Below are 16,640 nucleotides of genomic sequence, written 5' to 3' on the forward strand. Positions count from 1 at the left end.
AAGACGGATCCAACGGTTCGCCGAATGGCCGCCGGCACTCGCCGCAGCGGCAGACCGCGCGCGGCAACGGCAGCGTCCAGAATCTATTCCGATCTTCGGGTCGAATTGGTGTCGCTGCAGCGCCGGCCCGGAGAAGCCATCTCGGAAGCGCAAATCGCGCTCTCCTACGGGGTGAGTCGTACCCCCGTTCGCGAGGCGATCCTCAAATTATCGGATGAGGGCCTGCTGGAGATCTATCCCCAATCCGGCATCTTCGTCTCGCGCATTCCGGTCGCTGCGCTCCCGGAAGCCATCATCATCCGCAAGGCGCTGGAGGAAACCACCGCGCGGCTCGCCGCAGAACGCGCGACACCGAGCCAGATTCTGGCGCTGCAGTCGATCCTGGAGCGGCAGCGCGAGGCCAGCGTTGCCGGAGACAGCGATACGTTCCATCAGGCCGATGAAATGTTTCATGCTACAGTCGCCGATGTCGCAGGCTATCCCGGAATCTGGAAGTATATCCAGCAGGTGAAGGTCCATGTTGATCGCTATCGCCGGCTGACCCTGCCCCAGCGCGGCCGGATCGCAAAGGTGATCGTCGAGCACGAGGCCGTGCTGACCGCGATCGAGGCGCATGATGCAGAGGGCGCAAGGCGGGCGATGGAAGTCCACCTCGAAAGCCTTCTCGAGAACATCTCGGCTACTCAACATATCAATCCGGAGTACTTCGACGAGCGACCCTAGAGTTCGAAAAGTCCATAAAACGATAAACAACATCAGGGAGGAACACCATGAAACGCCGCGACTTCATCAAGCTGAGCGCAGGGCTCGGGGCCGCGATGGCGGCCACCACGCCACTGTCATCCGCATTTGCTCAAACGAAAATGGTGCTGAAGGCATCGGACGTTCATCCGCTGGGCTATCCGACGGTCGAGGCCGTCGTCCGGATGGGCAAGAAGCTGGAAGCCGCCACCAACGGCCGACTGACGATCCAGATGTTCCCCTCAATGCAGCTGGGCGGCGAAAAGGAAATGATCGAGCAGGCCCAGCTCGGCGCGCTGCAGATCGCCCGTATTTCGGTCGGCGCCGTCGGCCCCGTCGTGGACGACGTCAACGTCTTCAACATGCCGTTCGTCTTCCGCAACTCCAAGCACATGGAGAAAGTCATCGACGGCGAGATCGGCGACGAATTGCTGGCGAAGATTTCCGCGGCCGAAAAGACCGGCCTGATCGCGCTGTGCTGGATGAACGCCGGCTCGCGCAACGTCTACAACAACAAGCGGCCGATCCGGACCATCGCCGACCTCAAGGGCCTCAAGGTCCGCATGATGGGGAATCCACTGTTCGTCGATACCATGAATGCGCTGGGCGGCAATGGCGTAGCTCTCGGCTTCGATCAGGTCTTCAGCTCGATGCAGACCGGCGTGGTCGACGGCGCGGAGAACAATCCGCCATCGTTCATCGCGCAGAACCATTACCAGGTGGCCAAGTATTTCACGATGACCGAACACCTGATCATTCCAGAGCTTTTGGTCTTCTCGCGCATCTCCTGGCAAAAGCTGTCGCCGGAAGATCAGGCGCTGATCAAGAAGCTTTCGAAGGAAGCGCAGGCCGAACAGCGTGTGCTCTGGTATGAAGCGGAGAACGCCGCCATCGAAAAAATGAAGGCGGCCGGCACCGAGATCATCACCGACATCGACAAGAAACCGTTCCAGGACGCCGTCAAGCCGGTCTGGGACAAATACGGCGCGAAATACGCGGCGATGGTCAAGCGCATCGAGGCGGTGAACTAGCGCCTGGCTCGCGATTGGCGAGTGGCCGGACGACGTCCGTTCGGGCCACCGCCTCTCCGAGCCGCAGAAGCGATTTGAAGCGCCGTTATTCTCCGAGGTCAAAATGTCCAATTCTGCGGCCGGAACTTTCCGGCGTGTGACCGATGCGGTTTACTGGACCGGCGCCGTGATCGCGTGCGTGGCGCTGGTGCTGGTCTCTGCGGTCATTCCGTGGGCCGTCTATACCCGATACATCCTGAACAGCGCCGCGTCATGGCCCGAACCGATGGCCGTACTGCTGACCGTCGGCATTACCTTTATCGGCTCGGCCAACTGCTATCGGCAGCGCATCCACATGAACATGACGGTGGGTACAGATTTGCTACCGCCGCTGCTGCGCCGCGCTTCGCTGTTCCTCAGCGAAGTCTTGATGGGCGTGATTGCGATCTTCATGGTGATTTGGGGGCTGCGGCTCGTTCACACCACCTGGGACAATTCGGTCGATGAATTTCCATGGCTGTCGGTCGGCATCACCTATCTTCCGATCGTGGTCAGCGGCGCCATGATGCTTCTGTTCGTCGTCGAACGCCTGACCATCGGCCCGCCGCCGCGTGACGGCAGCGACGCCCACGTACCGGTCGAGTAATTCCCATGGATATCGCGGTTCTGCTTCTCAGCATGTGCTTCTTCTTCGCGATCGGCATGCCGATCGCCTATGCGCTGGCCCTGTCATCGCTGGTCGGCGCGCTCTGGATCGACTTGCCGGTCGGCGCGGTCATGCAGCAATTTGCCAGCGGCGTCGGTAAGGTCTCGATGCTGACCATCCCGTTCTTCGTGCTGGCGGGCGCCATCATGGCCGAGGGCGGCATGGCCAAGCGGCTGGTCGACTTTGCAGCCGTGGTCGTCGGGTTCACGCGCATGCGGGGCGGCCTCTCGCAGGTCAACATTCTCGCGACCACGATCATGAGCGGCATCTCGGGATCATCGGTTGCCGACACATCCGCGATCGGTTCGGTGATGATTCCCCAGATGGCCGCCAAAGGCTATCCGCGGGTGTTCGCAACCAATGTGACCATCAGCGCCTCGCTGCAGGCCATCATCATTCCACCGAGCCACAATTCGGTGATCTATTCGCTGGCGACTGGCGGCGTGGTGTCGATCACGAGCCTTTTCCTCGCCGGCGTGATTCCCGGATTGCTGCTGGGCTTCTCGTTGATGCTGCTCTGCCTGTTCTACGCCTATCGCGACAAGCATCCCAAGGGGGAGCCTGTGCCGATCCGCCAGGCGGTCAGGATGCTCGGTGACGCCGTGTGGGGGATCGTGACGCTGGTCATCGTGCTGGGCGGCATCCTCACCGGCGTCTTCACGCCGATCGAGGCGGGTGCGGTCGCCTGCGTCTGGGCGTTCTTCGTCACGATGTTCATCTATCGCGACTACAAATGGTCCGAACTGCCGCTACTGGTCTACAAGACGTTGCAGACCGTAGCGATGGTGCTGACGCTGGTGGCCACCGCATCATGCTTCGGCTATGTCGCCGCGCTGATGCAGATGCCGGCGAAGATGACCGATTTCTTCGTTGCCATATCGAGCAACAAGTACGTGCTGCTGATGTGGTTGAACATCATGCTGCTGGTTCTGGGAACGGCGCTCGATCTTGCGCCGCTGTTGCTGATCTGTACGCCGATCCTGCTACCTGTCGTGAAAAGTTTCGGTATCGATCCCGTGCATTTCGGCATCGTCATGCTGCTCAATCTCGGCATCGGCCTGCTGACGCCGCCGGTGGGGACGACGCTGTTCGTCGGCTGCGCCATCGGCAAGGTTTCGGTCGATGAAGTGATGCGCGGCATCTGGCCATTCTATTACGTGATGTTTACGGTGCTGATGATCGTGACCTACGTGCCCTGGCTGTCGCTGGCGTTGCCGAGGGCGTTCGGGTTCTAGAACAGGCGCCGCGGTCCGCGGCGGGGAGACCACGCGTGAAGATCGTCGACCTCAGCCGGGAGCTCTATCATCGCACCCCGAGCTATCCCGGCCACCCTCCGGTCATGCACGGCGTCTGGAAGAGCCACGAAGAGTCCTTTGCCGAGTCCGGCAATGTACACGGGCTGGCGTCGATGTTCATCTCGATGGTGGACCATGCCGGTACCCATATCGACGCGCCCAGGCATTTCGGCAAAAGCGGCATATCCATCGACGAGTATCCGCTGGAAAAGTGCATCGTGCCGGGCACCTGCATCGACCTGCGCCACATTGCACCGCGCGCCGAGATTACGCCTGCCGATCTCGAGGCCGCGGTGACGAAGGCCGGCGTGCCGGTGCCGAGGGGCGGCACCGTGCTGCTCTGCACCGGTCACCACGAGCGAACATTCCCCCGCAAGGAATATTCGAGCGACAATTCCGGCGTGAACGTCGCCGCCACCGAATGGCTGGCGCAGCAGGGCATCGTGCATTTCGGTATCGATTCGATGCGGCCGGGACCCGAGGGCAAGGTGAATGCCCTTGTCCACAAGGCCTGCCTCGACCTCGACATCACCCATATCGAGAGCCTGTGCAATCTCGAAGCGCTGCTTTGCCGCGGCCAGTTCACCTTCATCGGCCTGCCGATGAAGTGGCGCGGCGGGACGGCTTCGCCGATCCGCGCCGTTGCGGTGTTTGACATGTGAAGCAGGCGAAGCGTCGAACCGGCGTAACGTCTTCGACAAAGGCGGCATCTAGCCGCCTACCCCTACCTTCCCTTTCGGACGAGGCGCGTATGGACGCGCCGTGAAAGCTTGCCTAAACTCATCCCAATAATGGCCGATGCCGGGGCAAAACGGCGCGGATAATCGGACGGGAACACCCGTCGAATCAGGGGAGGAGAACATGGACCGTCTTCGGCGGACTAATCGTGCTGTCCTATTTGCATCAGTCGCTGTGACGTCGCTTGGGCTGGCGGTACCCGCGTCTGCTCAGGAAACCTTCAAGCTCGGCATCGTGACGTTCCTGTCGGGCCCGGCGGCGGATAGTTTTGGCGTTCCTGCCCGTAACGGCGCGCAATTCGTCATTGATCAGCTAAACAAGGGTTCAGTGCCCTCGCCTTACGAGAAGGTCGGATTCGGCGGCATCAAGATCGAGCCCGTCATCATCGACGAGAACGGCGGCGCCACCAAGCAGGTGCAGGAATTGCGCAACCTCTACCAGCGCGACAATGTCGACGTCGTGCTCGGCTATATCAGCTCCGGCGACTGCCTCGCGGTGGCGCCGATCGCGGAAGAGCTGAAAAAGATGCTGCTGCTGATGGATTGCGGCACGCCACGTATCTTCGAGGAAGCCAAATACAATTACGTGTTCCGCACCGCCGCTCATGCCACGATGGATAACGTCGGCCTCGTCAGATACATGAAGGCCAAGAACATCAAGATGGACACGCTTTCGGCGATCAACCAGGACTATGCCTGGGGTCAGGATAGCCGGGCCGACTTCGTCGCAGCCGCCCAACAACTTTATCCCAACGTCAAGGTTCAGACGGACCTGCTGCCCAAGTACGGCGCGGGCCAGTATGGCACCGAAATCTCCGCGCTGGTGGGCGCAGGCTCCGACGTGGTCTATTCGAGCCTGTGGGGCGGCGACCTGCAGGCCTTTGTCCTGCAGTCGGCTCCCCGCGGGCTGCCGAAGCGCAGCCAGCTCGTGTTCAGCGCCGCCGATCACGTGTTGCCGCCGCTCGGCGACAAGATGCCCGACGGCACGATCATCGGCGCACGCGGCGCCTATGGCCTGATGTCGCAGAAATCGCCGCTGAACGATTGGCTGTTTAGGGGATACGAGGCCGCCAACGGCGTCTATCCGGTTCAGGCTGCCTATCGCATGACACAAGCGATCCTGGGATTGAAGGCCGCGGTCGAGAAGGCCATGAGCAAGAACGGCGGAAAGAAGCCTTCGACCGATGAAATGGTCGCGGCAATGACCGGTCTGGAGTGGCCGTCGCCCGGCGGACTCATTCAGATGAAGCTCGCCGACGGCCATCAGGCGATCCAGCCGATCGCCATCAGCCGGACCAAATACAATCCGGATCTAAAGCGGGTCGACCTGGTGGATATCCAGTACTTCGCGGCCGAATGCGTCAACCCTCCCCCGGGCGTGAAGTCAATCGACTGGATCAAAGGCGGCATGCAGGGTGCCAAGTGCAATTAGGCCGCACCGGTATCCAATGATCACATATGGCGGCGCGTGATTAAGCTCCGCGCCGCCTTTTTCTGTCCACCGACGACCCGCGTGACTCCATCGCCATGAATTTCTTTTTGACGATCGTTCTCGATGGCCTGATTCAGGCCTCGTGGCTGTTCATCGTCGCCCTCGGCCTGACGCTGGTCTTCGGCGTATTGAAGATCCTCAACATCGCCCATGGCAGCTTCTATGCACTCGGCGCCTATATCGCGGCGAGCACGGTGACCTTGGTTGCTGCGCGCGGCCTTCCTCCAGGTGTCGGCTTCGTCGCCATGCTGCTCTCGGTGGCGCTGATCGCGTCCGCCGTCGGACTTCTGCTGGAACGCGGCCTCCTGAAAATGTTCTATGGCCGCGACGAAGTGGTGTTGCTGCTGGTGACCTATGCCGTGTTTCTGATCCTTGAAGACGTCACCAAGCTGATCTGGGGCGTCAATCCGATCTATGCGACGCAGCCATATGAACTCTTCGGCAATCTCGAATTCGCCGGGCTCTATTACGTCGGCTATGATTTGGTGCTGATCCCGATTTCGGCCTTGATCGGCTTTGCGATCTGGTTCGGCCTCAATCGAACCGTGATCGGCAAGATCGTTCTGGCGGTGATCCACAACGAGGAAATGAGCGTGAGCATGGGTGTGCGCGTCAATCAGGTCTATGCGATCGCCTTTGCGTTCGGCGTCTTGCTCGCCGCCCTCGCCGGCGCCCTGACCGCGCCGAAAATATCGATGCAGCCAGGCCTCAGTTCGGACGTCATCATCCTGAGCTTCGCTATCGTCGTGATCGGAGGGCTGGGCAGCGTCGAGGGCGCGGCAGTCGGCGCGATTCTGGTCGGGCTGGCGCGCGCTGCTTCGGTGCATCTCATGCCGCAAGCCGAACTGTTCATGATCTATTTGATCATGGCGGCAGTGCTGATGTTTCGCCCTGAGGGCCTGTTCAAGCGCGAAACGGCAAGGCGGATTTGATGAGGAAAGGCCTGCATCCCCTGGTCATGATAGGTCTTGTCGCTGCGGTGACGCTGGCCGGCCGCGCGCTGCCGACCTGGACCTTGTCGCTGGCGACGATTGCCGCCTCCAATGCGCTGATCGCGCTTGGCATCGTCGTGCTGGGCCGCACCGGCAACGTGTCGTTTGGTCAGGGCCTGTTCTTTGCCGCCGGCGGCTATGGCGTGGCGCTGATCGCCAACGCGTGGGGTCTCACCGACGCGGTCGCGCAGGTGATCGTCGGCGCGGCTTGCGGCGGCCTGCTCGGTCTGGTCATCGGGCCGTTGATCGCGCGCTACAGCGGGATTTTCTTCGGCATGCTGACATTGGCGCTATCGATGGTGTTTTACGGCGCGCTGGTGAAATCGACCGCGCTTGGCGGCTCCGACGGGTTCAATGTCGGACGGCCAAGCCTGTTTGGCATGAGCTTCACCGATCCGCGCGAGGCCGACTTCATGCTGTATGCCGTCTCGGTCATAGTGACGGGTCTTGCCGGCATCGGCGCTACCTTCCTGTTCCGGTCCGAATTCGGCCTTGCCAGCCTTGCGGTGCGCGAAAACAACCTGCGCGTCGAATATCTCGGCCTCTCGGCCAATCAGATCATATCGATCAACTTCCTGATCGCCGCGATCTTCGCAGGCGCCAGCGGCGCCTTTGCCCTGATGGCGCAGCGGCATATCGATCCGCAATTCGCATACTGGACCACATCGGGCGAATTCGTCTTCGTGGCGGTGCTTGCCGGTAACCAGAGCGTGGCCGCCGTCTTCGTCGCCTCGATGGCGCTGGAACTGGTCCGTTCGTTCTCGAACCTCTATTTGCCCAATACCTGGCAGCTCGTGCTCGGCGTCTTCCTCTTGGGCGTCATTCTGTTTCTGCCGCGTGGCATCGGTTCGCTCTGGATCAGGGACCGGCGCAAACGGCGCAACTCGGCGGCGGCTTCCCTCACCGCCGAACGAGGAGCCACACCGTGAACCCGGTTCTTTCGGTACACAGGCTCGAGAAGCGCTTTGGCGCAGTGGTTGCGGCCGATGCGCTTACCCTCGATGTTCCGGCCGGTCAGAAGATCAGCCTGATCGGCGCCAACGGCGCCGGTAAAACCACCTTCGTCAACATGGTCACCGGCTATCTCAAACCCGACAGCGGGACGATCCTGCTCGACGGAATTGACATCGGCAGACGCTCGCCACGAAGCGTAGCCCGGCTTGGCATCTCCCGTTCCTTCCAGATTCCACAACTGTTTGTCGAGCTGACCGCCGCCGAGAATCTCACTGTGGCGATTTCCGGCATCGGCGCAGGGATGTCACTCCGGGCGCCGGCCGAGGCTCAAGGCCGCCGCGACAAGGCCGTCGAGTTGCTGGAACGTTTTGGCCTTGCCGATCTGGCCGATCGTCCGATCTCGGAGCTTGCGGGCGGCGTGCGCAAGCTGATCGACATCGCCATGGCTTTGGTGCGGCGTCCAAGACTACTGCTGCTGGATGAGCCGACCTCCGGAGTATCGGCGGAAGAAAAATTCACGACCATGGATCGCGTTATCCACGCCGTCGCGCCCGACGCAGCGACCATCGTATTCGTCGAGCACGACATGGAAATCGTCAGCCGCTATGCTGATCGCGTCGTGGCGTTCTATCAGGGCCGGATTCTGGCCGACGGGGTGCCCGCCGAGGTCCTGAATAATCAGGAAGTCCGCCGCTACGTCACCGGAGGCGTGCGATGAACGACGCGGCGCCATTGCTCGCAATCGACAATCTTGTCGTTGAGATCCAGTCGATGCCTGCATTGCGCGGCTTTACGATGCACGTCGCGAAAGGCGCCATGGTCAGCCTGGTGGGCCGCAACGGCGCGGGCAAGACCACGCTGATGCGTTCGATCATGGGGCACCTCACGCCGGCCAGGGGGATGGTGCGGTTCGAAGGCAGCGACCTGTCGTCCCGTCCGCGCCATGCGCGCGCGGCACTCGGGATCGGCTATATGCCGGAAGATCGCTGCCTGGTGCCGCAGTTGACGGTCGAGGAAAACATCATGTTGCCGTTGTGGGTCGCGAGGCATCTCGACCGCAAGGCCCGACTCGACTTCGTCTATGAGGTAATCGGTGAACTCACCGAGATGCGCCAGCGCAAGGCGCTGTTGCTGAGCGGCGGACAGCAAAAGCTGGTCGCGCTCGGCCGGGCGCTTGCCATTGGAACCAAATGCCTGCTGCTCGACGAGCCGTTCGAAGGCATCGCGCCAGCGCTGTCGGAACGGCTGTCGGAGGTGCTTGCGTCCCTCAAAGGCAAGGATCTGACCTTGCTGATGTCGCAATCGGACCTGAATCACTCGCGTGAGCTGATTGACGTGGAATTCACGATTGAACGTGGCGCCAATCCCGTACCCGCCAGCCAATGAGCCCTGAGCGTCCCGACTTCGCTGGCCGCCTTCGCGAGGCGAATCGACGGTCAGTCGCTGTCGTGCCCGGACCCCGCTTCCGCTATCTCGCGAAGCATCTCGGCATTCAGCACAACGATGGCGCCGTGCTCGAGACGCACCCAATCGCGACCTGCCCAGGCGCGCAACTGCTTATTGATGCTCTCCCGGGTCATGCCGACCATCTCGCTGATCTCCTGCTGCGTGATCGCGATGGTTCGGCCCTGCGGCGCAGACGTATGCTTTTCGGACAGGCGAAGCAGCGCGCTGGCCAGCCGTCCGGGCAGATTCTGCAGGATAATCTGCTCGACCTGATCGCTGGTCGATCGCAACCGCTCGCAGAGCAATTCGATGAACTTCATTGCCAACGCCGGTTGAGCCTTCACAAAGGGGATGAACTCGCGCCGGTCGATGACGAAGAGTTCGCAAGTGCTGTTTGCGATGGCGTCGGTCGAGCGGGCTTGTCCGTCGAGCAGCGCGATCTCGCCGAAAATTTCCCCAGGCCCGACGATGTTCAGGATCGCGTTGCGGCCATCCGGCGAGGAGATGCTCATCTTCACCGTACCCGAAATGACCGCGTACAGGCTGTGGCCGGGGTCCCCTTTGGAAAACAGCGTGGTCCCCCGCTTCAGCGTGGAGTGTTTGGCGTAACGGCAAAGCTGCTCGAAAGCTTCTGGCTCGAGGTCGGCAAAAATCGGGTGCTTGCGCAACACCGACAGTTTGCTGCTCGAGAATCCGTGAGCTTCACCCGTCCTTTGTTGAGGCACGCCAGTCAAACTCCTGGGAACACGGGATGGCAGCCCTTCCGTAATCAACGCAGGCCGGCTTTTCAACCGGAAAGCGCCCCGGCGCGTCGATTTGGGGGCGGAAAACAGGAACAATGCCTCCCATAGCGGCAGAACCATGGCCGGATCGCACAGCCGCCGCAGCGGAGGGCGATTTGCAGCAAAAAGCCAGCAAAACCCAATGGTCTTGCTGGCTATTCTAATCTACGCGATCAGGGCTATTTCAGCGAAGAATTCGGACAAAGCATGTGAAGTCCAATATGCATGTGGCCATTATGGGCAAAGATCCGAACTTTCAGGTCATGCGTGCCATCGACGTTCTCACCGACCTTCAGCACCAGCGGCATCGGGTTGGGTGACCTCAGATTGGTTGCAATAACTTCGGTAATCTTGTCGCGGACCGCCTTGGGAATTGCGCCGGAGTGCTTTTCCCACCTGTCGTGCCCATCGGTGGCTCCCGATTCGCTGGCCCAGTTTTCCTTCTTCGGCACCAGGAATTTCGTAAATTTCCCGAACGCATAAGGGCCGTTCTTCTTCTCGTACTCTTTGAATTTCTTCGCGGTTTTGCCGATATTCTGCGGGCTATATAATTCATTGATGTGTTCTTCAAATTTTCCGCTGTAAGTTAGTCCACCCATTTCTTGCTCCTTGAAAGCGGCGATAATTGCCGGGGCCATAACGTGGCCATATTATGTCAAATATCCGAGAACTTGGAGAGCGCCGCCTTAGCACGTTGTAGATGTACAGTCATTTTTGATTGGTCGAAGAGGGTAATAGCCTGGACCAATTCCTCCCTTGCCTCGTCTGTCCGGCCGGAGGCCGCCAGGAGCCGGGCCCGCACTCCCTTGGCCGCTCCCAGCAGGGGCAAGGCTTCGAGCTTGGCAGTGAATTCGATGATTCGTTGCAGACAGGCCATGGCCTCCTCGAGCATGTGCCCGCCTTGCGCCGCGAGAATATTCGCCTCTGCACTCGCCGCCAGCGCCTCGATGCCTGCATATCCCTTCTGTCTAGCGCTGGCCTGGCAGGCGCGCAGGAGGGACAATCCGTGCTGGATATTGCCGAGTTGGCCATAGGCCGCGCCGAGATACGCCGAGACGGCGACCTTGCTGGTTTCATGACCAAGCTTGTCGGCTTCATCCTTGGCCTGCAGCAATATCTCAGTCGCGCGCTCAGCACGTCCCTGCTGCGTGTAAAGGCTCCCTAGCGCACTCATAATAAGGGGCCGAAACAAGCGCGCCTCGCTTTCGCGCGAAACGCGAAAGGCTTGATCGAGAGCGTTTTCCGCCTCTTCAAGATCGCCGCGCATCAGTTGCACGACCCCGCGACCGTAATCGGCTGCGATCACGTCATAAGGGCGATCGTTCGTTTCGGCCAGGATACTCGCCTTTTCAGAGCAACCTTCGGCTTCATCGAATTCGCCTAACCATGCATGAACGATGGCGCTCATCATGTAGCAGAGCACCAGAAGGCTGGATCCTGTTGTTCCCGGAGGAACGTTTTCCGGCGCCCTCGTAAGCAACGCAGTTGCCTTCGCGAGATGTCGCTCCGCATCCCGATATCGTCCGGCGAGAAAATAGGACTGGCCAAGACCGTATTCGACGAAGCTGAGCCAACGGGCGTTGCTCATCTTGTTGGCCAAGGCGACGGCTTCTTCCGCCACCGCAATCGCTTCATATGGCGTTCCGTAGAAGTTCAGCGCCGCGGCCCTGATCGCGATAGAGGCAAGCCGCCGTCCTTCATCGCCGATCTTGCTGGACCGCGCTTCCCCGTCCTGACCAAGACCGAACCATTCCTCGATGCTTCCAAACGACACGAAGGCTAGTCGCGCTTCGATGCGTAGATCGATCGCCCGTTGCTCGCGCGCCGTCGATTCCGGCTGTTTGTCCACCGCATCCATTGCGATCTTGAAATATTCCGTAGCGTCCCGGAACGCCGATCTGGCAAACGCCTTCCTCGCGGCCAAATGCCCATACCGGTCAGCCTTGCTCCAGTCCTGCGCCTTGACCGCATGATGGCAAAGGGCCTCCGCAACGTCATGCTCGCGCCCGGCCGAGGTTGTTTCCAGAGCCATTAAAATCCGGCGATGCAGCACTTCCCGCTGCGAACGGAGGATCGATTCGTAAGCGACCTCACGAATAAGATCGTGGGCAAAGACATACTCAACCGATGGGACCGACCGTACCTCCTCAAGGAAGTCCAAGATCTCCAGAGACCAGAGCCGGCTTTGCAATTGCGCCGCCGGCATCTCGGTCACGGCGGCGAGCAGATGCGGCGATATGCGCGGTCCGAGAACCGAAGCGAGCTGCAGAAGCGCCTTATCTTCGTTCGGCAAACGATCGATACGCGACGCGATCACTCCCTGAACGGTGGGAGGAATTTCGAGGGTATCCCACGATGCCTTGGCGTCGCCGGCGACGCGACGACCGATGAGCTGCCGGGCGACCTCCTCGATAAAGAGCGGAATCTGGCCGGTGTGGCGGAGGATACGGGCCTTGAGCGCATCGAGATCGACAGCTGTGCCGAGCAAATTGTCGAGCAGTACGTTTGCCGAGGCCGCGTCGAGCGACCGAAGCCAGATCCGCAGTACATCCAAACCTTCAAGCCAGTCCGGCGTATACTCGGTCCGCCAGGTCAGCAGCACCAGCAACGGCCGGCTGGTCGCAAGCGACATCAAAGCTTCAACGACCGTCTCGCTCTGGCCATCGATCCAATGCAAATCCTCCAGCAACAACACCGTCGGCCGCGACGAGACCGCTCGATCCAGCATGTTGCGAACGGCATCGATAATTACACGCCGCCGCAGCAAGGGTTCGAGATCGCGCCAGCGTGGATCCCCGGCCGGTTGGTCGAGAACAGAATTGAGTGCCGCAGGCCAAAGCTCGGCGTGAGCCGGCGTGGAGTCCCCGCTTGAGCCGACGTGATCCGCGAGGGTGAGATTCTCCGCCTGCAGCGCGCTTTGAACAAGCTTCTTCAGCAAGGCATACGGAACTGCCTGCTCGAGCGGATTGCACTCGGCTTCGACAACCTGCCAATCGCGTTGCCGCAACGTGGCCACGAATTCATGGACTACACGGGACTTTCCTATTCCAGCCGTTCCCACCACGGCGGCGATCTTCCCGGAAGAACCGACTGCCAGCGCCGCGCGCTCGAGCTGCGAAATCTGTTCGTTCCGGCCGACGAAGGATGAAAGACCGGCCGTAGAGCGGGCCCGCCAGCGGCTCAAACCGCTGATATCGACGACCTCGTAACAGGGCACCAGTGCGGGAAATCCTTCCATCCGTTTCGGCGGCAGGGCATTGAAGGTCACAATTCCGGTCGCCAGACTCTGGCAGGACTCCGATGCCAGGATCTGTCCGGCAAGTGCCGCGCTTTCGAACCGTTTCACCAGATGGACCGCCGGCCCGCCGGCTTCATAGATCGAAGAGAAGTCAGCTTCGATGACATGCGCGACGACATAACCGGAGTGAATGCCGACCCGGACGTGAAGCTCCGGATCTTCCAGCAGCTTGATGCGTCTCACGAGCTCGATGGCTGCGTGACAGGCCATAACGGCGTGGTTGTCGTCCGCGTGCGGCGCACCAAACAACGCAATCAACCCGTCGCCGCCTTCCTTGCTGACGATCCCGCGGCTGCGGCGAACTGCCGTGCGCATGGCTATCAAGGCCGGCTCGAGCCGGGAAATCGCTTCTTCCGGATCGAGCTCCGAAATCAGATCGGTCGAACGCTGCAGGTCGGAACAGAGCACGGTGAGGAATTTTCGTTCGCCGGCGATGCGGCCACGCGCTTCGGGTGCGGGGGGGCTCGTCGGATGGTTGGGCACAACCGCGCCGCATGCAGAGCAAAACAGATCGCCAGCTCTCAGCGTCGACGAACAGACCTGGCAAGACACCCTCAGCTTCCTCCATCCATAAGGTTCAGACTAGCGAAAGATCATGGGCGAACAAGTCTTTAGGTCGACTATCGAGATCGGTGGGCGTTCTGACCGGCAAGCCATGATGCGCTGGATTTCGGGCTGGGAAGGATCGGAAGGCAATTGATTCAAACACAACTGCGATTCTCGTAACAGATAACCTGCCATGCAACTAGGGGATGCCGGACAGCCTAGCCATGCCCCACATAGCATCACCTCCTCCGTGAACCTTTCCCCGCATGCATGGCACTAACGGCTCGTTGAATATGGAGCCGCGCACAGGCCCGAACACGCTCGACCCGGCGCGCTTTTGATCAGCCCTTGAGGAGAATACCCATGACGAAATTAGCTTTGCTGGGCGTGACAGCCCTCCTTTTCGCTGCAGTCGCAGCGCCGGCCGCCGCACAGGAGGTAGTCTACAATCCCGGCTACTGTGCGCAGTTCTATCCGAACGCCAACTGCCAGAACAATGGACCCAACAGTCCCTATACCGGCGACTACCAGCTGCGTAACCAGATCCGCGGAGCTTATGCTTGGGGGGCCGGTCCCTGTGCAATGGGCGCTGACTACTATGTCGGCCGCGGTGGCCGCCGTTACGCCTGCTATTGATTGCGAGACGGCCTGCCGGCCACTGGCGCCTGTGGCGGCATCAGCCGGCAGCTATTCCTTGGCGATTCCCATTTCCTTGATCACGCGCTCATATTTCGCGAGCTGATCGCGCGTCATGGCGCGCAGCTCCTCCGCTGAGCTGCCGCGCACGGCGAAACCCAGCTCTTCAAGCTTGCGGCGCACATCGCCATCGCCGACCGCTTTCAGCACTTCGGCGTTCAGGCGGGCAACAATATCCTTCGGGGTACCAGCGGTAGCGAGAATCGTGAACCATGAGTTGAAGAAGAAACTAGGCAGGCCGGATTCCGAGACGGTCGGCACATCAGGGAATTGCGACAATCTCTTCTCGGTGGTCACCCCGATCAGCCTGAGTTGCCCGCCGCGCACGAGCGTTGCGACCGTGCCCAGCCCCTGGAAGCCGACGGGAATCTGGCCGGCGGCAATGTCGGTTGCGGCCTGGGTGGCGCCCTTGTAGGGCACATGCGTCAGCGATATGCCGGCAGCCGACGCGAACATTGCCATCGCCAGATGCTGCGGGCTTCCCGGCCCGCCCGAGCCATAATCGATCTTCCCGGGCGCAGCCTTCGCGGCAGCAATCAGATCCGCTGCGCTCCTGAAGCTGGCTTGATTGTTGGCAACCAGCCCCCATTCCACCGTCGCAACCAGCGACACCGGCTCGAAATCCTTCAGGATATCCCAGCGCATCTTGGACTGCAGGTTCGGCACCATCGTCATGATGCTGTCGTTGAATCCGCCAATCGTGTAACCGTCCGGTTCGGCACGGGCGACGGCCTCCGCCCCGATCAGCCCTGACGCGCCCGGCTGGTTCAGGATCACGATCTGCTGGCCCATATTGTCGGCCATCTTCTGGGTGACGATTCGCGCGGCGACATCGACCGCACTTGCCGCGGCAAGCGGCACGATCATCTTGATGGGCCGGTCGGGATAACTCCCCTGCGCGATCGCATGGTGGCTCGAGAACAGCACGAGCGCCGGAATCAGCAAATGGACCAGACGCATACATTTCCTCCCGATCGGGCAGGCTTTGCGTAATCGCAGCCGCCTCTCTTGAGGAAAGATTGCGCTCGAACTCTCCGCTTTGCAATCGGTCCGGAAATCGACTGCCCCCGGCTGCGAATGCCGGGTGCGCGCGGTGACTAAAGGAGCTTGCCGTCCGGTCCAAAAAACGGATGCGGCCCGTCGAAGGTCCCTATGGGGACTTGATGGGTCACGACCGTGCCGAATCCCTCGCCCGGAAACCAGCTATGGAGGTGGAAGGCGGTCGGCTCGACCTTGAAGGAGGGTTCGCGCAGTTCGGCCAGATCGAGATCGACGGCATGATTCGGGGCTGGGCAGATAGTGGTCGGCACGCCCGCAAACATGGTCAGTGTCGCGCGATGGACATGCCCCGTTGCGATCAGCTGCACGCGGGGGTGACGGCGCACGATGGGCGCGAGATCGCCCGCGTTGAGGAGATTCTGGCGATCCATGTGCCAAATGCCCGCCTTGAACGGCGGATGGTGCAGAAACAGCAGCGCCGTACGGTCGGACGACGAAGCCAGAGTGGCATCAAGCCATTGCAACGTAGGCTCTTCGAGTTCGCCATGCGGCTTTCGATGCACGCTTGAATCCAGCAACAGCAGATCGAGCCCGGCGACCTCGATCTTCTGATTGAGCGGCCCGGACACGAACGCATACGAAGCGGAAGGAAACGCGGCACGCATCAGCTCGCGCGAATCGTGGTTGCCGGGAATGCCGGCGAACGGAAGCTTGAGCGGCGACAGCAGCCGCTTGAGATATTGATATTCCTCGGCCGTCGGCGTGTCCGCCAGATCGCCGGAGATGACCACAAAGTCGGGCGCCGGATCGAATTCGTTCAGCGCCGCGACGCAACGCTCGAGCGCCTTGGCGGTATCGACCCGGCCATAGGCCAGCGATCCCGGCGGCTTGATGTGCAGGTCGGAAATCTGGGCAATATGAACCGGCTTTGGCGACATCGGGCTTC

At 60.9% G+C, this 16,640-nt stretch carries 16 protein-coding genes; 11 read left to right on the forward strand and 5 right to left on the reverse strand.

All coding sequences use genetic code 11. From position 1 onward, the window contains the following. Positions 1–24 precede the first annotated feature (24 nt). From IVB05_RS31905 to IVB05_RS31950, 10 genes are all read left to right on the forward strand, one after another. Positions 25–723 carry a GntR family transcriptional regulator gene (locus IVB05_RS31905; protein WP_247779994.1) on the forward strand — a complete coding sequence of 233 codons (699 nt, stop codon included), beginning with the start codon at positions 25–27 and terminating at the stop codon, positions 721–723. Positions 724–770: 47 nt separating this feature from the next. Continuing rightward, positions 771–1,772, forward strand: a complete 1,002-nt coding sequence (dctP, locus tag IVB05_RS31910; RefSeq protein ID WP_247779995.1) for a TRAP transporter substrate-binding protein DctP — start codon at positions 771–773, stop codon at positions 1,770–1,772. A gap of 103 nt (positions 1,773–1,875) precedes the next feature. After that, positions 1,876–2,397: a TRAP transporter small permease gene (locus tag IVB05_RS31915; RefSeq protein WP_247779996.1), complete on the forward strand. Its 522-nt coding sequence runs from the start codon at positions 1,876–1,878 to the stop codon at positions 2,395–2,397. A 5-nt stretch (positions 2,398–2,402) separates the two neighbouring features. Next, positions 2,403–3,692, forward strand: a complete 1,290-nt coding sequence (locus IVB05_RS31920; protein WP_247779997.1) for a TRAP transporter large permease — start codon at positions 2,403–2,405, stop codon at positions 3,690–3,692. A gap of 35 nt (positions 3,693–3,727) precedes the next feature. After that, a complete protein-coding gene (locus tag IVB05_RS31925; protein WP_247779998.1) occupies positions 3,728–4,414 on the forward strand; it encodes a cyclase family protein in 687 nt (228 codons plus the stop codon). 199 nt (positions 4,415–4,613) lie between these two features. Next, positions 4,614–5,921, forward strand: a complete 1,308-nt coding sequence (locus IVB05_RS31930; RefSeq protein ID WP_247779999.1) for an ABC transporter substrate-binding protein — start codon at positions 4,614–4,616, stop codon at positions 5,919–5,921. Positions 5,922–6,016: 95 nt separating this feature from the next. Beyond that, the gene (locus IVB05_RS31935) at positions 6,017–6,913 is read left to right on the forward strand and encodes a branched-chain amino acid ABC transporter permease (protein WP_247780000.1); all 897 of its coding nucleotides are present in this window, start codon (positions 6,017–6,019) and stop codon (positions 6,911–6,913) included. Continuing rightward, complete coding sequence (locus tag IVB05_RS31940; protein WP_247780001.1) at positions 6,913–7,902, forward strand: branched-chain amino acid ABC transporter permease; 990 nt, start codon at positions 6,913–6,915, stop codon at positions 7,900–7,902. Before IVB05_RS31935 ends, IVB05_RS31940 begins: the two co-directional genes overlap by 1 nt. Next, complete coding sequence (locus IVB05_RS31945; RefSeq protein WP_247780002.1) at positions 7,899–8,645, forward strand: ATP-binding cassette domain-containing protein; 747 nt, start codon at positions 7,899–7,901, stop codon at positions 8,643–8,645. Before IVB05_RS31940 ends, IVB05_RS31945 begins: the two co-directional genes overlap by 4 nt. Further along, a complete protein-coding gene (locus IVB05_RS31950) occupies positions 8,642–9,313 on the forward strand; it encodes an ATP-binding cassette domain-containing protein (RefSeq protein WP_247780003.1) in 672 nt (223 codons plus the stop codon). The genes IVB05_RS31945 and IVB05_RS31950 overlap by 4 nt, the downstream gene beginning before the upstream one ends. A gap of 50 nt (positions 9,314–9,363) precedes the next feature. On the opposite strand, the gene IVB05_RS31955 is transcribed toward IVB05_RS31950, so the two are convergent. From IVB05_RS31955 to IVB05_RS31965, 3 genes are all read right to left on the reverse strand, one after another. Further along, positions 9,364–10,098 carry a Crp/Fnr family transcriptional regulator gene (locus tag IVB05_RS31955; protein WP_247787177.1) on the reverse strand — a complete coding sequence of 245 codons (735 nt, stop codon included), beginning with the start codon at positions 10,096–10,098 and terminating at the stop codon, positions 9,364–9,366. 236 nt (positions 10,099–10,334) lie between these two features. Then, on the reverse strand, positions 10,335–10,754 hold the full coding sequence (locus tag IVB05_RS31960) for a phage terminase large subunit family protein (protein ID WP_247780004.1): 420 nt from the start codon (positions 10,752–10,754) through the stop codon (positions 10,335–10,337). A gap of 56 nt (positions 10,755–10,810) precedes the next feature. Beyond that, complete coding sequence (locus IVB05_RS31965; protein WP_247780005.1) at positions 10,811–14,005, reverse strand: AAA family ATPase; 3,195 nt, start codon at positions 14,003–14,005, stop codon at positions 10,811–10,813. Between the two features lie 357 nt (positions 14,006–14,362). On the opposite strand from IVB05_RS31965, the gene IVB05_RS31970 reads away from it, so the two are divergent. Then, positions 14,363–14,635: a hypothetical protein gene (locus tag IVB05_RS31970; protein WP_247780006.1), complete on the forward strand. Its 273-nt coding sequence runs from the start codon at positions 14,363–14,365 to the stop codon at positions 14,633–14,635. 51 nt (positions 14,636–14,686) lie between these two features. Here the strand turns inward: IVB05_RS31970 and IVB05_RS31975 are convergent, their stop codons facing one another. Then, positions 14,687–15,655, reverse strand: a complete 969-nt coding sequence (locus IVB05_RS31975) for a tripartite tricarboxylate transporter substrate-binding protein (RefSeq protein WP_247780007.1) — start codon at positions 15,653–15,655, stop codon at positions 14,687–14,689. Positions 15,656–15,792: 137 nt separating this feature from the next. Continuing rightward, complete coding sequence (locus IVB05_RS31980; RefSeq protein WP_247780008.1) at positions 15,793–16,632, reverse strand: phosphodiesterase; 840 nt, start codon at positions 16,630–16,632, stop codon at positions 15,793–15,795. Between the last annotated feature and the right edge of the window lie 8 nt (positions 16,633–16,640).

The sequence above is a fragment of the Bradyrhizobium sp. 170 genome (assembly GCF_023101085.1).
In the GTDB taxonomy this organism is placed as follows: Bacteria; Pseudomonadota; Alphaproteobacteria; order Rhizobiales; family Xanthobacteraceae; genus Bradyrhizobium.

Coding starts and splice junctions, on each gene's coding strand:
- IVB05_RS31905 (WP_247779994.1), top strand. CDS start 25: ATGGCCGCCGGCACTCGCCGCAGCGGCAGACCGCGCGCGGCAACGGCA.
- dctP (WP_247779995.1), top strand. CDS start 771: ATGAAACGCCGCGACTTCATCAAGCTGAGCGCAGGGCTCGGGGCCGCG.
- IVB05_RS31915 (WP_247779996.1), top strand. CDS start 1,876: ATGTCCAATTCTGCGGCCGGAACTTTCCGGCGTGTGACCGATGCGGTT.
- IVB05_RS31920 (WP_247779997.1), top strand. CDS start 2,403: ATGGATATCGCGGTTCTGCTTCTCAGCATGTGCTTCTTCTTCGCGATC.
- IVB05_RS31930 (WP_247779999.1), top strand. CDS start 4,614: ATGGACCGTCTTCGGCGGACTAATCGTGCTGTCCTATTTGCATCAGTC.
- IVB05_RS31935 (WP_247780000.1), top strand. CDS start 6,017: ATGAATTTCTTTTTGACGATCGTTCTCGATGGCCTGATTCAGGCCTCG.
- IVB05_RS31940 (WP_247780001.1), top strand. CDS start 6,913: ATGAGGAAAGGCCTGCATCCCCTGGTCATGATAGGTCTTGTCGCTGCG.
- IVB05_RS31950 (WP_247780003.1), top strand. CDS start 8,642: ATGAACGACGCGGCGCCATTGCTCGCAATCGACAATCTTGTCGTTGAG.
- IVB05_RS31960 (WP_247780004.1), bottom strand. CDS start 10,754: ATGGGTGGACTAACTTACAGCGGAAAATTTGAAGAACACATCAATGAA.
- IVB05_RS31970 (WP_247780006.1), top strand. CDS start 14,363: ATGACGAAATTAGCTTTGCTGGGCGTGACAGCCCTCCTTTTCGCTGCA.
- IVB05_RS31975 (WP_247780007.1), bottom strand. CDS start 15,655: ATGCGTCTGGTCCATTTGCTGATTCCGGCGCTCGTGCTGTTCTCGAGC.
- IVB05_RS31980 (WP_247780008.1), bottom strand. CDS start 16,632: ATGTCGCCAAAGCCGGTTCATATTGCCCAGATTTCCGACCTGCACATC.